This is a genomic window from Pseudomonas sp. Root329, assembly GCF_001424925.1.
Classification (GTDB): Bacteria; Pseudomonadota; Gammaproteobacteria; order Pseudomonadales; family Pseudomonadaceae; genus Aquipseudomonas; species Aquipseudomonas arabinosi.
Genome location: NZ_LMCV01000030.1, coordinates 17,941 through 32,061 on the forward strand (window position 1 = coordinate 17,941; position 14,121 = coordinate 32,061).

Sequence of the window (14,121 nt, forward strand, 5' to 3'; positions counted from 1 at the left end):
TTATTCCTCAGTCAACGCGGAACCTGCCCGGTCGAGCAGCGGCTTGAACAAATAGTTGAGGAGTGAACGCTCACCGGTGCGCACGAACATTTCCGCCGGCATGCCAGGCTTGATCACCAGACCGTTGAGTTTTTCCATGGCCTGATCGCTGACGCTGCTGCGCAGCACGTAATACGGCGCACCGGTTTTCTCGTCGATCATCTGGTCGGCGGAGATCAGGCTGACTTCGCCGGGCACGCGCGGCGTGCGGCTCTGGTTAAACGCCGTGAACAGAATGTCCACCGGCAAGTGCGTGCCGACCTTGTCGACCAGGTTGACCGGCAGGTGCCCTTCCACCTCCAGACTCGTCCCCTGAGGAACGATCTCCAGCAGCGTTTCGCCCTGTCGCACCACTGCGCCCACGGTGTGAACCCCGAGGTTGACCGCAATGCCATCGGCGGTGGCGATGATCTCGCTGTGTTGCAGATCGAACCCGGCGGAAGTCAGCTGCTCTTCCAGCGTCACGCTCTTCAATTGCGCTTCGGCCAGTTGGGTACGGACTTCTTTCTGGTATTCCTCGATGTGCTGTTGCAGTTTCAGCCGCGATTCGAGGATGCCCTGCTCCACACGGCCGCTGTCGCCGGTGTTTTCTGCGAATTGTTGCTGAACCTGCGACAGCTGACGCTGGTACTCCATCAACCGATTGCGCGGGATGTAGCCGTTATCCGCCAGGGGCTGAAGGTTGCTCAGCTGTTGTTGCAGAGAGCTGGCCTGGGCAGTCAGGTCCGTGCGGGCGCGGCGCATGCCAGCCAGTTGCGCGCTGGCGCCTTCGATGCTAGCGCGCAAGGCAGCCTGCTCGCGGGAAAACGCTTCACGGCGGCTGCTGAACAACTGCCGTTGACCTTCCAGCACCAAGGCCAGACGCGGGTCAGGATTGTTGCTCAGTTCAGCGGGGAAACTCACCTGCTTGAGGTTGTCCCGTTCACTCTGCCACCGCGCCAGACTGGCCCAGGCCATGCGGTATTGCGCTTGCAGCGATTGCACGTCCGCGGCGACTTGCGTCTGGTCGAGCTGGAACAATGGCTGGCCCTGCTTCACCACTTGGCCCTCGCGCACCAGAATCTGGCTGACCACCCCACTGCTCATTGATTGCACGGCTTTGCGCTTGCCCGACACCACGACCGTGCCTTGCACGGGAATGCCTTGGTCGAGAGGCGCGAGACTGGCCCAGGTGAAGAAACTGCCGGCGCCGACGATCGCCAGAATCCAGCCCATGCGGACGAAGAAACGCGCGTCGCGTTCAGGGCGTTCTGCGATGTAGTCGTGTTCCATGGTGGCTTCGCTGATGTTGCTCATACACCCGAATTCCTTGTCGAGGGCTGATACTGACGGCTCATGCTGAGTCCGCCCGGTGCTTGCACGGTTTTCTCCCGCTGCTGTTCCTGATTGGCTGCGAGTGCCTTGAGCACGTCCTGGCTTGCACCGAAGGCTTGCAAGCGCCCTTCGTTGAGCACCAGCAACTTGTCGGCCTGGGCCAGTGCCGAGGAGCGATGGGTCACCAGAATCACGCTGGTGCCTTGGGCTTTCATTTGCGCAATGGCGCTGGCCAATGCCGCTTCGCCCACGGTGTCGAGGTTGGAATTGGGTTCATCCAGCACCACCAGTCGCGGGTTGCCATACAACGCACGCGCCAGGGCCACACGCTGCTTCTGCCCCCCGGACAAGCCGCTGCCGTCCTCGCCGAGCACGGTGTCGTAGCCTTGCGGCATACGCAGGATCAGTTCGTGAACGCCAGCCTGTTGCGCGGCTTCAACGACTTTTTTCGGGTCCGCCTCGCTGAACCGGGCGATGTTTTCGGCGATGCTGCCGCTGAACAATTCGATGTCCTGAGGCAGGTAACCGATGTAGGGACCGAGATCGTCGCGGTTCCAGCGATGAATGTCCGCACCGTCGAGCCGCACCGTACCGCCCAGCGTCGGCCAGACGCCAACGAGCACCCGGGCCAATGTCGATTTGCCAGAGCCGGAGGCGCCGAGCACGCCCAGCACTTCCCCGGCACCGAGGCTGAAATTGACCACATGCAGCGTTGCGGCCCGTTGTCCCGGCGGCGCGGCGCTGACTTGTTCGAAGCTGATCTGACCCTTCGGCGCTGGCAGCGCCATGGCCTCGTCACTCGGTGGAAAGGCTTGCAGCAACGAATCAAGACGACGATAAGCGAGCTTGGCGCCGCTCCACTGCTTCCACACGGCGATCAACTGATCGATGGGGCTCAGGACGCGGCCCATCAGAATGGAACCGGCGATCATCATCCCGGCCGTCATATCACCCTTGATCACCAGCAAGGCGCCAAGGCCCAGCACCAGCGATTGCAGGCACAGGCGCAGGGTTTTGCTCAGAGAGCTGATGACGGCACCGGTGTCGCTGGCCTGGTTCTGCAGACCGAGAAAACGCGAGTGCACCTGGAACCAGCGTTTACGCAACGCCCCGAGCATGCCCATGGCCTGAATGGTTTCGGCGTTGTGCAGGTGACTGGTGGCCAGTTGGCTGGATTTCTGGGAAAACCCTGCGGCTTCGCCCAAGGGCTTTTTGGTCATTGTCTCGTTGAGGCAAGCAAGGCCAATCAGCACCACCGCGCCCACGGTCGCAAACACGCCGAGCCAGACATTGAACAGGTAGATCACAAACAGATAAACCGGAAACCACGGCGCATCGAAGAAGGCAAACAGCGCAGGACCGGTGACGAATTGGCGAATTTGCGTCAGGTCCCCCAAGGCTTGCCCGGCGTTGCCCTCGCCCTTGAACAGGTTGCGCTCGAATGCGGCCTGATAGACCCGAAGGTTGAAGCGGCGCTCCAGTTGGCTGCCGATGCGGATAACGATGACGCTGCGCACGATCTCAAGCAGACCGATGAAGGCAAAGAATCCGACGACCATTAAGGACAACATGGCCAGTGTTGTTTCGTTTTGCGAAGACAGCACACGGTCGTAGACCTGAAGCATGTAAATTGACGGAACCAGCATCAGCACGTTAATTAACGCGGTAAAACAGCCGACGCTGATCAGGATGCTCTTGTAGTCGCCCAGCGCTTTGAATAAGGGTGCGGTGGCCGGGCTCTTTGCCATCTTCATGGATTATTCCTGAGGTGTTATTCCTCGCCCTAGCTGGCGAAGTTTCCATTAACTGTCCGCGCAGAGGCGGATATAGGCTTTGCAGTAGCGCTTACAAACTAATAACAACTTTTCGTGGGCGGCAGAGCGCCTCGACTAGTTGTGTTGTGCTTATGTCGGCAATGACGAACGTTATAGTCGAACCGTGTTATTGCACCTGGCGCACAAGTGTTATGACCAGATCGGATTGCAATGTGGCTTTATACGATCCGTCGCGTTGGCGGCTGAGAAATAGAATCTTCGAACCTTCTTTGCCGGTGATCGCCAGGCCATCCGGTTCAGGGAACCAGCCAATCGCAGATTCGCCGTCCAGCCAGGCACTGAGACAATCGGCGCCCTCACCCAGCGTCTGTTTCGGTTGAAAGTCGATGACGCAGACGTTGGACGGTTTGTCCTGCAACGCCTGGGACTCTGGCGAGTCATCTTTGGCGATCAGGGTCGCCTGCCATTTGCCGGCCAGTTCCGAGGGGTCTGCTAATTTCAGGCTGCTCGCCATGGCTACATCTCCAAAAATCATCATGAACGTCGCCAATAGCCACGCGGTTGTTCTGTAGGTGAAGCCGTTATGGATCATAAGGCGCTTTACTCATTTCAAGGGGCAGAGAGCGGCGCGTCAGCGCCGCCCTCCTTTTCACCTCACATTACGCCGCGATGTCGGAGTAAGCCGCCTGGCCCACGGTGCTGACCAGGAAATCAGCCACGCCATGCCCGGAGAAGTCCACCGACAACAGGCTGTTGCCGCCCGAAGAGGTCAACACCGCATCGCCTGCCGCACCGGTGAACGAGTTCACGAAATGCAGGCCTGCGCCGTTGGTGATACCGGTCAGGTCGATCTTGTCCAGACCGCTGACAAAATCGAGGATCTGGTCGACAGCACCGGGTTTGGAATCGCTGCTGGCCGCAAACACGAAGGTATCCGAACCGGCGCCACCCCACAGTTTGTCCGCGCCGCCCGCGCCGAAGAGGATGTCGTTGCCGGCACCGCCCTTCAGTTCGTTGGACACGCTGTTGCCGATCAGCAGGTCGTTACCCGAACCGCCGATAGCGTTCTCGACGGTGACACCCTTGGCGATGGAAACGTTACCCACCAGGCCGCCAACGTCGGAGAACGAGGCCTCATTGAGGTTGATCTTCTGGTTTTGGGTAAAACCGGAGAAGTCCAGCGTGTCCTTGCCGCCCGCATCCCATACCGAAAACACAACCTTGTCCGACGACGAAGTCGCACTCAGGAAGTCGCGCCCAGCGTTGGAGTTGAAACCGTAAGTGGTGTCGCCGGTTCGGGTGGTGGTGTTGGCACCATAGAGCTTTTGGATGGCCGCGATATCGTCCATCAGCGGACCGGACGAATAGGCTTCGACGCCGCCCTTGCTGAAGTTCTGGCTGGTATTGCTTTCACTCCAGTAGCTCATGACGCTGTAACCGCGGGTGTCTTGCCCGTAGGAAGCGTCGTTGTAGGTTGGAGCGCCCTCGCCGGCGTTGTAGTCGCCAGGATGGGCAAGGCCCAGGGTGTGACCGATTTCGTGAGTCAGGGTTTGCCGGCCGTAATTGTTAAGGTCCGGCGTCTTGTTTGGCGTGTAGCTGCTGTTGGTCAGGTACCAGGAAGTACCGTCGTAACCCGCGCCGGTGCCAGGCAGATAGGCGAAGGCCGCTGCGCCATCCTGGCCGCCGCTGTAGTTGCCGAAGGTCATGTGACCGTCGCCGCCCGTGGCCTTATCGGTGAACGTGACATTGGCCACATCAGCCCAGGATTGCATGGCAAGCACGGCCTGGCCTTTCTGCTGAGCACTGAACTGGCTGAACCCGGTGATCCCGTGTTTGTTCATGGTGCTCGACGACGCCGAGGTCAGGAACGTGTAGGTGAGTTCGATTTTGCCGCTGCCGTCCTTGTCCTGGTAGGCAGCGCCATCGCGCAGCAATTGGGTCGCTGCCTGGTCGACGGAGAAGGAGGGTTTGCCATTGACCATGAGGTTACCGCCCCGATCATACTGATGGCTGAAGCTATTGATCTGGTTGAACGCAGAACTGGATGCAGCCAATGCTTGCAGTGGCTGGAACGCCTGTTCGGCGGTATCAATAGCGTTGTCTTTTACTTTCGACATAAACACACTTCCTTGTTTAGCTATGGAACAGTTTTTTGTCAGACAGCGACAATCTCTGGCGAGATCGTCCTATCACTCGCCCAATGAAGGCGAAAGAAAACTGACACAATTTGAAATCAACCGTCTACATTTTTTTTGACGTCAAATTGAGTTGTTCCTGCAAGTACCCGGAAACAATGCCTGCGCTGTCGAAATATTGTTTGTTAGATGGCGGTTTGCGCAAATTGTCTGACAATTTGTTATTTAATTATTAAATAGAGGTAAGTTTCTTTTTTGTCGATGGGGTCTCACTTTGCGTGAGTTATTAATATGAGTGCCAGCGCATTGATATCAGTTGGAGATTTGTTGGGTTTTTGATTTTTACGACTGCTGCGCAGCCGAACGCAGCCTTCGGCAGCTGCTACAGGTTCCGTGTACGCCGCAATCCTTGTAGCAGCTGGCGCAGCCTGCGTTCGGCTGCGCAGCAGTCGTCAGATACTCACAACCAACACGCATCCCAAAGTGGGTAGTCATGAACCCGCGTCACCAGTCCCGCTCGGATCGGATTAGCCACGACATACCGGGCAAGCGCCTTCACATCCTCCTCCCGCCGAACCGCACGATCGTGGTAACCCTTCTGCCACAACCGCCCTCGCCGCCCTAACGCCTGATTGACCGCCAAGCTACTCCGGGATTTGATTCGGCACATCAGCTCCGCCAACGTTCTATCGTGCAGTTGCACCAAACAGTGCATATGATCCGGCATCACAACCCACGTCAGAAAGTCGCCCCAGCCCTCCTCCTGCGCCTGACGCAACTCCTGAACGACCAACCTCCCCAATCGCCAATCAACAAAAAACGGCTGCCGTTGGTCAACGACAGCCGTTATCAAATAAATACGTCCGGATTCAGAGAAACGACCAACGCGTAGCTGACCCGCATTTGTACAAACAGGCATTCCATTGCCTCCTGATCCATCGATAGGAGGCCAGGAATCTACAGCGTTACCTGCCAGCCCGACGGGCCGCAATGACTACAAGATATGAACCCTCAACTCCCGGTACGAATCTTGTTCCACACCCGCGTACGGACCCGGTCGATGTTCAGTGGCATCGCCTCCAGCGCAAACAATTTCCCCATCATGTCCGGGCTCGGGTAGACCTTGGTGTCATTCTTGATCGCCGGGTCGATCAGGCTGTCGGCCTGCTCGTTACCGTTGGCGTAGTGCACGTAGTTGCTGATGCTGGCCATGACGTCCGGGCGCAGCAGGTAGTTCATGAAGGCGTAGCCGGCCTTTTCGTCCGGGGCGTCTACCGGCATGGCGACCATGTCGAACCAGATGGCGGCGCCTTCCTTGGGAATCGAATAGCCGATGTCGATGCCGTTCTTGGCTTCTTTCGCGCGGTTTTCGGCTTGCAGAATGTCACCGGAGAAGCCGACCGCCACGCAGATGTCGCCGTTGGCCAGGTCGCTGGTGTACTTGGACGAGTGGAAATAGCTGACATACGGGCGGACTTTCATCAGCAGCGCTTCAGCCTTTTTGTAGTCTTCCGGGTTCTTGCTGTGATGCGGCAGGCCCAGGTAGTTCAGTGCCGCCGGCAACAGTTCGGGGCCGTTGTCGAGGATGGCCACGCCGCACTTCTGCAGCTTTTGCATGTTTTCGGGTTTGAAAATCAGATCCCAGGAGTCCACTGGCGCGTTATCACCCAACACGGCCTTGACCTTGGCGATGTTGTAACCGATGCCGGTGCTGCCCCAGAGGTACGGGAAGCCATGTTCGTTGCCCGGATCGTTGGTTTGCAAGGCCTTGAGCAACGCCGGGTTGAGGTTTTTCCAGTTCGGCAGTTGGCTCTTGTCGAGTTTCTTCAGCGCCACGCCTTGAATCTGCCGCGCCATGAAGTGGTTGGACGGAAACACCACGTCGTAACCGGATTTGCCGGTCATCAATTTGCCGTCGAGGGTTTCATTGCTGTCGAAGACGTCGTAACTGAACGCGATGCCGGATTCTTTCTGGAAGTTTTTGGTGGTGTCCGGGGCGATGTACTCCGACCAGTTGTAAATCTTGACGGTCTCGGCCGCGTGGCCGAGGGTCGCGAAGAGCGCAAGTGGAGCCAGAGTCAGTGTCTTTCGGATCATGAGTCGATTCCTGATGGGTTTATTGTTGTTGGCAGGCAATCAGAGGATCAAAAAATCAAAACGTAGGTCTTGCGCACGGTTTCCTGGATATCCCAGATACCGAGGCTGTTGGCTGGCAACATCAGTGCATCGCCAGCTTCTATGTGCAGGGTTTCACCGTCATCCGGGGTAAACGTGCAGCGTCCCTGGATGAAGTGACAGAACTCCTGGGCGACGATCTGCCGCCGCCAGCGGCCGGGCGTGCATTCCCAGACGCCGGTTTCGACGCCATCGTCGCGTTCAACGCTGGTGGTCGAGGCCACCGCCACGGGCATGCCCAGCGGCACGGCGACCGGATTCGACTCTTCCAGCTTCAGGGTTGCGGTGTTCTTGAATTGCGTGATGCTCATGGGAGTACCTGTCGATTGAGCCTATAGATGAAGAGCGCGCCGTTTACTGCATGAAACCTTCCATGAAGCCGGCAATACCAGTGGCCAGTTTGCGACGCCAAGGTGCGGTGGCCGGGTTGGCCAGGGTCTGGTCTTCGTGGACGAAGCTGCGGATGATTGCGTTGTAGCCGAGCCAACGGCAGGGCTCCGGCTCCCAGGCCCTGAGCGCGTCGAGCCCGCCATGGATGACCCACGGCTGGCGAACCAGCTCGGTGTCGCGCCGCAGAATCAGGTCGGCCAGAGTCCTGCCACCCAGGTTGCTGGCACCGACGCCCTCCCCGCCATAGCCACCCGACAAGGCGATGCCACTGGCCTGATCGCACAGCATGTGCGGCTTGAAACGCCGGGACATCCCCAGATTGCCGCCCCAGGCATGGGTAATCCGTACGTTCTTGAGCTGCGGGAAGAGTTCGCCAAACAGATAACGCCGCAGCTCCACCTCGCTGGTGGTCAGGTCGAAGTCATGGCGCAACTTGGCAGCGAACTGATAACCGCCCCGCGCGCCGAACACCAACCGGTTGTCAGCCGTGCGCTGACCGTAAGTGACCTGGCGACTGTTTTCGCTGAAGGCCTGGCCGCGACTCAGGCCGATTTCATCCCACGTGGCAGCGGATAACGGCTCGGTGGCCACGATCAAGCTTTGCACCGGCAGCTGATAACGCCCCAAGGGTGGCAAGGTGACCGAGTAACCTTCGACCGCCGGCACGATCCAACGGCTGCGAACCGAGGCTTTCGCCGTGCGCAGACCACCCGATTGCCATTGGGTGACCGGGCTGTTCTCGTAAATCCTGACGCCCATTTTCTCCACCGTCCGAGCCAGACCTCGCACCAACTTTGCCGGGTGAATGGTCGCGACGTGCGGTGCATAGATACCGCCATAAGGTTTGGCGACTCTGATCTGTTGCGCCAACTGCTCGGGGCTGAGCCAGCGGTAATCGCTTTCGGTCAATCCCTGGCTGTAGAGCGTGTCGAGGTAGTGCCGAAGGCTGGCTTCCTGTTCCGGATAACGGGCAGCGCAATACAGCGCCCCGCCTTTGCGGTAATCGCAGTCTATGTTTTCACGTTCAAGGACCATCCCGACTTCATCCGGAATGCCGTGCAGCAAATCGAAAGAAGCCCGGCGCTGTTCGGGTGGCAAGTCGGCGAGCAAGCGGTCTTCGCCCAGCACATTGCCCATCAGCCAGCCACCGTTACGCCCCGAGGCGCCAAAACCGGCGGTTTGCGCTTCAACGATGGCGATGCTCAGGTCGGGCGCCAGGCGCTTGAGGTAGTACGCGGTCCAGAGCCCGGTGTATCCCGCGCCAATGATGGCGACGTCGACGTCCAGATCCTGTTCCAGCGCCGGACGCGCCAATAATGGCTCGTCGAGTTGATCCATCCACAAACTGATAGTGCGCCACGCCGACATGCAAGACTCCGCCACTCAAACTTCGATGACGTCGATCCTAGTGCGTGGACTTAGAGGCTGTCTTGCGCGCGTGCACGCAGAGAAATTTGTTTTACGTAGGCCTTGGGCGACTGGCCGGTGTGCTGACGGAAGCAGCTATAAAACGACGACAGCGAATTGAACCCGGCGGCAAACGCCAGTTCGTCGATACGCAGTGGCGGCGTGGCGTTATCCAGTGCCGCGAGCAAATGCTGCAGCCGCGCCTGGTTGACGTATCGGTAGAAGCTCTGGCCAAGCACCTGATTCAGCAGATATGAAATCTGATTGCGGCTGTACCCGCACTCCTTCGCCACCCGTTGCAGGTCGAGTTCGGGATCGAGGTAAGGTTGTTGGCGCTGAAAATACTGCTGCAAGTCTTCAGCCATGAAGCTCAGCTGGCGTGCAGACAGCCCGAGTCGACTGACCGCCGGACGTTGGCTGCTGGCGGCTTTGCTGACGGGCTGCTCATGCACCAGCGAGGCATATTCGTTGACCCGCCAAATCAGTCCGTCACATACGGTAATTGCCTCGCTGGCCCGGAACGACACCAGGCCTTCACCGCCGCGCAGGGTGATGCGGTACTGAATGAACGCCGTGTTGCCGTCCAGACGAATACGGTCCGAGTGCTCCAGGGCTTCATCGGGATCGCGGGGCATGCTGCTGCGCACGTATTCACGTAATTCGGACAGCCCCATCACACGGTTCTGGAAAAAATCGCTGTACTGAATCTCTGGGTGATAGAGCGCCATCACCCCGTCCAGGTCCCGGTGTTTCCAGCGCAAGTGATAACGCATCACCGTGTCGCCCGTGGCCTGGGTTTGCAGCGGACCATCATCATCGGCGTGCATAAAGGACTCGGCGAAAAAAAGCCGAGCTTGCCGAAATTCCGTCTCGGCTTCAATGACCAACCAGTGGTTGCCAACTGCCGAATACCGACCGTTCCCATGACCTGCATCAAAAAAACTGAACCAATCGCTAAACGGCCTGAAAAATCCACATTGTTTTCACATTTGGCTGCTACTTTTAAAGGCAGTCACCGGTTGAGCCATTGAAGGCTCTTCCCTCCTAACATGAGCTAAAGGAAGCGCTCGATGAATGAGGCGGGCTGCATATGAATAAAGGGTTCAGTAAAGTCACCTTTCCAAACGCCTGCCAGCTGATGCGCTGGCATTTTCATCCCATGGGTTTCGAGGCGAGCATGGATGCGCCGGGCAGCATGATTGCCCGTCTATTTGACCGTGCCAGTGGCGAGACCATGATCGCCATCGCCGGTATTCCTTGCGCGACGGTAATGAACGCTGCAGATGTAGAACGAATAATCGAAGCGGTGGAAGACGAGCTTGAGGCTTTCATTCCGTCCGCCGCCCTCAGGAGCTATGCCTGAAGGCTGAACTTTCAACAACAAGCCCACGTTAAGTGGGCTTTTTTGTGCGCGACGATCTTTGGCGGTTCACGCCGATGTCTTGCCCTGTCGGTGATCGGCAAAGAACGCCTTGCCCTTGCCGATCCGATCGGAAGCTTTAGGCAGGTTGGCCGCCTGGGTGTCTTGCCCATCGACATACCAGTAGCAATGACTCACTGCCCGAGTGATGCCGACGTAAGCCAGCCGCAGGATCTCGTCTTTCTGTGCGCTGTCGTACGCTTCGCTGTCGCCAGCCTTGCCCAGACCGGCCATGCGGTAGACCTGGTTCTTGTACGGTGAACTGGTCAGGTGCTGACAATCACCCAGCAGGAACACGGCGTCAGCCTGGAGTCCCTTTGCGCTGTGATACGTCAGTTGTTTGAGCCGTCGTGCTTCGTACGGCAAGCTAGAATCCACATTAACTACAGACTTAATATGCTCTTCTATCAATAGCTTATCGCTGCTTTTTCGATAAAGCATCAAGATTGAATCGCCCTTTCTGTAGTGTTCCATCAGGCGCTTGGCCATGCCTTGATCGTCGCGATCGAGAACGTTAACCGGCAACAACGCCTTTGGCTCGCCACTGGCCTTGGCCTTCTTGCCTGCGATCGCCGGCGCCGCACGAACGATGTGTTCGGCCGCATCGATGATGTGCTGATGGCTGCGGTAGTTATCGCTCAGCATCACCTTGGTCGTGCTCGGCGAAGGGAATTCCTTGTTGAATTCCATGAAGTACGTCGGTGAACTGCCCCGCCAGCCATAGATGGACTGCCAGTCATCGCCGACACAAAGCAACGACGAACGCTGTGCACCGCGCCCCACGTGCATGGCCGGGCCGCGACTGCGGATTTCCGTCAGGCTCGCGCGGATCCAGGAAACGATCTGCGGCGATACGTCCTGAAATTCGTCGATCATCAAGTGCGACATCGGCCTGAGCAGCTCATCACTCAGCAGCTTCAGGTTTTCCGGCGAATGTTCGCTGAACAAGGCGAACATCCGGTTGTAGGTCATCACCGGTGGTTTCTGATCGAGCAGGTGATCTTCCAGCGCTCGCCAGTACAGGCTCAAGGCCTCGAAGAAAAACCGGTCGGGGTCGTCCTTGGCAAAACTCATCTGGCCCACGGCAGTGGGTACATCCAGACCGAGGTTCTCGATAAACCCCGCCGCAGCGACAAAACAGTCCAGTAACGGCGCAGAGCTGAGCTCGCCCTTGACCTTGTAATCGAAGCCCGGCCCGGCACTCGCATCGCCTCCCAGAGAGGCCAATACACGCTTTGATGATTCGTAACTATCCAGCCATATCAATGGTTTACGACAGAAAGCTTGAAACAGGGTGCGTTTTACCGCCCATTCCGCGCGCACGCTCAATTTGGAATTCGGGCGGCTGACCTGCGGGTTTTCCCGGGGATCGAACCCCAACACCACCCAAGCGTCCAGGCTCGGAATATAGCCATGACAATGAAACGTTGAGCCGTTGATATCGAACGTCTGGCGCTTCGGCTCTATGCCTTTGATTGGCCAGGCACCCGCGCGAAACCACAAATCTTCGATAGCGTCGCAGAGCTCTTCGTCGCGCTTGGCGGCCAGTTCGGTCACGGCCATGCGCTTTTGCACGTCCGGGTGATCGCGCTCCAGCTCTTTTAGCTGCAGCGCGTGACGGGACAATGGCTTGATCAATTCGCGAAAGCGCTCATTGCGCGTGTGCAGGCTGTGATAGCAAGCGTTGAGTTGCTGGCGCTGGGCGTCGTTGATGCGCAGGTCGAAAGGATTGCTGTCGACTTCCTCATCGCCGCTTTGCGCTCGGTGACTGAGGTTTTCAAAGGCTTGTAGCCGCTCGAAGCCCGGCAGGCTGCGAACCATTGGCAGAATTCGCGAATGGAAGGTGCGCACCAGATCACGCGCCTCTTTGAAACTGAGCGACCGGCCCCAGAGTGCAAACAGCTCGATCAGTTTGTTGATGAAGTCTTTGCGCGATTCACGGGTAAAGGTCACTACTGTCATCGAACCCAGCTCGAACCCCAGATAATGGGTCAGCAGCAAAATACGCAACACCAACGTGGTCGACTTGCCCGCACCCGCGCCGGCAATCACCGAGGTCGAGGGTGTGTCGCTGAAGATCATTTTCCACTGCGCGGCACTGGGCTGGGCCTGCGGTGGCAGCAGTCGAGCGACATCCGTCTTCATGCGCTTCTTCAACTCAGCGCTCAACGGCAGACGCCAATCGTCGAACAGATTGTCGTCAACGTTGGGCGGCCGGTGTTCGGTCGAGCGCGAGTCGCGGATCAACAATACCTGTCGGCCTTCCTCCAACCCTTCAAGTTTGCCTTCCTTATAGCCGTAATCCACCCCGGCACTGTGCCCACTGCGAAAGCCGTCTGCCTGGCCGTGCAGCCAGGATGCACGGTGTTGTGCGCGCAGACGCGTCAGGCCATGACCAAAGAACCGGGCGGCCAGACGCTTGAGCAGCGGCATCTCGGCCAGGGGACGAAGTTCAGGAGGAAGATCGGGGGTGTGTTGCGGCACGCGGGCTGACTCCAGGGTGTGAGGCTGTTGGGGGCTATGGTGTCTGCATTTGCCCTTCAGTTCTAGTGAAATGCTTACAGGTCATTGGCTTATGCGATGAAGTGAAGGTTGGGTGAGAATCTTTCGAGGTGAATTGATATCAGTTTATTCGATTGTATTGAGGCATTTTTTACGCTTTTTATCGATTGATGCTTGATAGATGATGCTCGCCATCAACCACCGGTTCTCAGGCGCTCTGCCCCATGACGAACCTTTTCAGGAGACGATCATGCTTGAACTCAGACCCTTCAAATCCCTGGGCGGCGCCAACCATGGCTGGTTGGATGCTCATCACCACTTTTCGTTCGCCGAGTACCATGACCCAAAACGCATGAACTGGGGCAACCTGCGGGTGTGGAACGACGACGTGATTGCCTCTGGCACCGGTTTCCCGAAACATCCGCACCGGGACATGGAAATCATCACTTATGTCCGTGAAGGCGCAATCACTCACGAAGACAACCTGGGCAACAAGGGTCGTACCGAAGCGGGCGACGTTCAGGTCATGAGCGCCGGCACCGGGATCGCCCACAGTGAATACAACCTGGAAGCGACCGAAACCAGGATCTTCCAGATCTGGATCATCCCGAACGAATCCGGTTTGGCACCGTCCTGGGGCGCCAAACCTTTTCCGAAAGGTCAGCGCGAAGGTTTCGTGACACTGGCAAGCGGCAAGGCCGGCGACGATCAAAGCCTGCGGATTCGAGCCGATGCGCGATTGGTGGCCGCGAACCTGAAGGCCGGTGAGTCCGCCGAGTATCGCCTGGACAATGGCCGTCGCGCCTATCTGGTACCGGCCACCGGCGTCATTGAAGTCAATGGCTTGCGTGCACAAGCTCGAGACGGTATTGCCGTTGCCGATGAGCAGGTGTTGCGGGTGACCGCCATCGAAGACAGTGAAATCGTTCTGGTGGACCTGGCTTAATCGTCAAACGCAGAGCAA

At 58.0% G+C, this 14,121-nt stretch carries 12 protein-coding genes; 2 read left to right on the plus strand and 10 right to left on the minus strand.

Annotated elements, in window-relative coordinates:
- From ASC74_RS20995 to ASC74_RS21035, 9 genes are all read right to left on the minus strand, one after another.
- Complete coding sequence (locus ASC74_RS20995) at positions 1-1,335, minus strand: HlyD family type I secretion periplasmic adaptor subunit (RefSeq protein ID WP_056743710.1); 1,335 nt, start codon at positions 1,333-1,335, stop codon at positions 1-3.
- Complete coding sequence (locus ASC74_RS21000; protein WP_056743712.1) at positions 1,332-3,107, minus strand: type I secretion system permease/ATPase; 1,776 nt, start codon at positions 3,105-3,107, stop codon at positions 1,332-1,334. The genes ASC74_RS20995 and ASC74_RS21000 overlap by 4 nt, the downstream gene beginning before the upstream one ends.
- Before the next feature lie 187 nt (positions 3,108-3,294).
- A complete protein-coding gene (locus ASC74_RS21005; protein WP_056743715.1) occupies positions 3,295-3,720 on the minus strand; it encodes an AprI/Inh family metalloprotease inhibitor in 426 nt (141 codons plus the stop codon).
- 67 nt (positions 3,721-3,787) lie between these two features.
- Positions 3,788-5,245 carry a serralysin family metalloprotease gene (locus ASC74_RS21010; protein ID WP_056743717.1) on the minus strand — a complete coding sequence of 486 codons (1,458 nt, stop codon included), beginning with the start codon at positions 5,243-5,245 and terminating at the stop codon, positions 3,788-3,790.
- Between the two features lie 478 nt (positions 5,246-5,723).
- The gene (locus tag ASC74_RS21015) at positions 5,724-6,182 is read right to left on the minus strand and encodes an REP-associated tyrosine transposase (RefSeq protein WP_056743718.1); all 459 of its coding nucleotides are present in this window, start codon (positions 6,180-6,182) and stop codon (positions 5,724-5,726) included.
- Between the two features lie 92 nt (positions 6,183-6,274).
- Entirely contained in the window at positions 6,275-7,360 is a 1,086-nt protein-coding gene (locus ASC74_RS21020) for a polyamine ABC transporter substrate-binding protein (RefSeq protein WP_056743720.1), read from the minus strand.
- A 47-nt stretch (positions 7,361-7,407) separates the two neighbouring features.
- The gene (locus tag ASC74_RS21025) at positions 7,408-7,749 is read right to left on the minus strand and encodes a cupin domain-containing protein (RefSeq protein WP_056743722.1); all 342 of its coding nucleotides are present in this window, start codon (positions 7,747-7,749) and stop codon (positions 7,408-7,410) included.
- A gap of 43 nt (positions 7,750-7,792) precedes the next feature.
- Positions 7,793-9,196, minus strand: a complete 1,404-nt coding sequence (locus tag ASC74_RS21030; RefSeq protein ID WP_056743724.1) for an NAD(P)/FAD-dependent oxidoreductase — start codon at positions 9,194-9,196, stop codon at positions 7,793-7,795.
- A 50-nt stretch (positions 9,197-9,246) separates the two neighbouring features.
- Positions 9,247-10,062: a helix-turn-helix transcriptional regulator gene (locus ASC74_RS21035; RefSeq protein WP_056743726.1), complete on the minus strand. Its 816-nt coding sequence runs from the start codon at positions 10,060-10,062 to the stop codon at positions 9,247-9,249.
- Between the two features lie 263 nt (positions 10,063-10,325).
- Between ASC74_RS21035 and ASC74_RS21040 the strand changes: the two genes are divergently transcribed.
- Positions 10,326-10,598 (plus strand): DUF1652 domain-containing protein, encoded by a 273-nt coding sequence (locus ASC74_RS21040; RefSeq protein ID WP_046048374.1) that lies wholly within the window; start codon positions 10,326-10,328, stop codon positions 10,596-10,598.
- Positions 10,599-10,664: 66 nt separating this feature from the next.
- Here ASC74_RS21040 and ASC74_RS21045 read toward each other — a convergent pair whose 3' ends face one another.
- Entirely contained in the window at positions 10,665-13,139 is a 2,475-nt protein-coding gene (locus tag ASC74_RS21045) for a UvrD-helicase domain-containing protein (RefSeq protein ID WP_056743727.1), read from the minus strand.
- A gap of 268 nt (positions 13,140-13,407) precedes the next feature.
- Between ASC74_RS21045 and ASC74_RS21050 the strand changes: the two genes are divergently transcribed.
- A complete protein-coding gene (locus ASC74_RS21050; RefSeq protein ID WP_056743751.1) occupies positions 13,408-14,103 on the plus strand; it encodes a pirin family protein in 696 nt (231 codons plus the stop codon).
- Positions 14,104-14,121: the final 18 nt, after the last annotated feature.